The organism is Bacteroidota bacterium (assembly GCA_018831055.1).
Classification (GTDB): Bacteria; Bacteroidota; Bacteroidia; order Bacteroidales; family B18-G4; genus M55B132.
On the sequence record JAHJRE010000257.1, the window covers coordinates 1 to 2,108 of the forward strand.

The 2,108-nt window shown below is 54.3% G+C and carries 1 protein-coding gene; it reads left to right on the plus strand.

The features are described from left to right. Positions 1–438: 438 nt before the first annotated feature. On the plus strand, positions 439–2,108 hold a 1,670-nt coding region (locus tag KKA81_16170; protein ID MBU2652463.1), incomplete at its 3' end, for an ABC transporter ATP-binding protein/permease.

The following is a 2,108-nucleotide window of genomic DNA, read 5'->3' on the forward strand; positions in this document are numbered from 1 at the left end:
CGCAAGACTCCGGCCCATGTTATTTGCTTTCCGAAGTTCGCAGCATTGCGGTAATCAGCACCGGGTCTATTATAGAAAACGAAAGAGGACTTAAACAGGAATAGTTTGTAGATTTGCACAAAAAAAGTTTTGACATTATGAAAAAAGTAGATATCTTTGCGAAACAAACGAGAATAAGCTTTCGTCAAATAACGATAATGTACTAAACCTTGTCGCAAACAGGAAACAAAGAGATCTTTTGATGATGATGTATGGCATCATACTTATTCAGGCGCCGAATGGCGTTTTTTGCGGCGGGAGGAGTACGTCCTGTTGAGTAGGCGAAGACTAAAGTTTTTCGAATTACCCGCCGCGGCTGATTTTAGTCCGGCGGGTTTTTTGTTGGCGAATCGGCACGCGGCCTGACCAATGACAACGCTAAAGGGATGAGGCAGCACGATGACTGCGGAATTTTACGAAGACGAACGGATGAGCAGGGAAGAGAAGGAGATCGGCGTCCGAAAGGCGTTTGCTCAGTTGACTCCCTTCCTCGCCAAACATAAAAAGGGACTGGCCTTCTGTCTGTCCCTGCTGATCGGCGTGACCATTCTTTCCTTAACCTGGCCGTGGCTGATTCAGCGCGCTATCGATGGTCCGATCACGACCGAACTGGCGAAACCTTCCGAGGACCGCTCGTTTACGATCCTGCTGTGGTTCGGCGGCGCGATTGTCCTGATCCAGGTGGTGACCCTTGTGCTGCAGTATATACAGCGAGTGAAGTTGGAGATTATCGGGCAGGACATCATGGTGTCGTTGAAACAGAAGCTGTTCGACCATATGCTGTCGCTCGATATTTCGTTCTTTGACACGAACCCGGTCGGGCGGCTGATGGCGCGGATCGAATCCGATACCGAATCGCTGCGGATGCTCTTCACCAACACCGTGGTGCTGGTGGTGGGAGATCTGGTGCTGATGTTCGGCATCTATTCGATCATGTTCTATATAAACTGGCAACTGGCGCTGGTGCTGGCCTCGTTTATACCGGTGCTCGCGACAATGATGTACTTCTTCCACCGGATCACGACGCACCGGTTTCTTGAGGTGCGGAAGCGGATGGCCGAGGTGACGGCCTCGCTGGCTGAGTTCCTGCACGGGATGTCGATTATCCAGATATTCCATCGCGGCGACTATGCCCGAAAGCGGGTGTATCACTTCAACGAACGCAAGTTCAGCGAAGATGCGTATGTCAATATGTCCGTCACGATTTTCTTTAATGTCCTGTTCTATTTTGAATGGGTAAAGATCGGTCTGATTCTCCTGGCCGGTTCGGTCTGGGGCATATCCCCCGGGACGATCGTCATGTTCATTCTCCTCGTATGGAGAGAGTTCGATCCGATCGCCCGGACAGCGGATCAACTCGGCGTGTTCCAAAAAGGGATCGCCGGCGGGCGGCGCATATTCTCGCTGCTCTCGATCAAGGGTCGGATACTCGATCCGGCCAAGCCGACCGAATGGCCCGGTCTGATCAAAAGCATCCGGTTCGAGAACGTCTGGTTCTCTTATGCCGACGATGACAACTGGGTGCTGCGCGACGTATCGTTCGAACTTCCGGTCGGGAAGCGAGTGGCGCTGGTCGGCGTGACCGGCGGCGGCAAATCGACCGTCATCTCGCTGTTGCTGCGGATGTACGATCCGCAGAAGGGCCGGATCACGGTTGACGGAGTCGACCTTCGCGATATGCGGCTCGACGATCTCAGGCGGCGCTTTGCGCTGGTGCTGCAGGATATCATTCTGTTTCCCGGCGATGTCAGCGCGAATATCGGGCTGGAATCAACCGCTGTTAGTGACGAACGGATCATCGGGGCCTCAAAGACAGTCGCGGCGGATGGATTCATCCGGCGGCTGCCCGCCGGCTACAAGACGGAGATCTCCGAAAAAGGAGCCAACTTCAGCCGAGGAGAACGCCAGTTGCTCTCATTTGCGCGAGCGCTGGCGGTCGATCCGGAAGTACTGATTCTGGACGAGGCGACCAGCTCGGTTGATCCCGAGACGGAACGCACGATCCAGTCCTCGCTGCGCAAACTGATGACCGGCCGGACGTCGCTGATTATCGCGCACCGGCTGTCGAC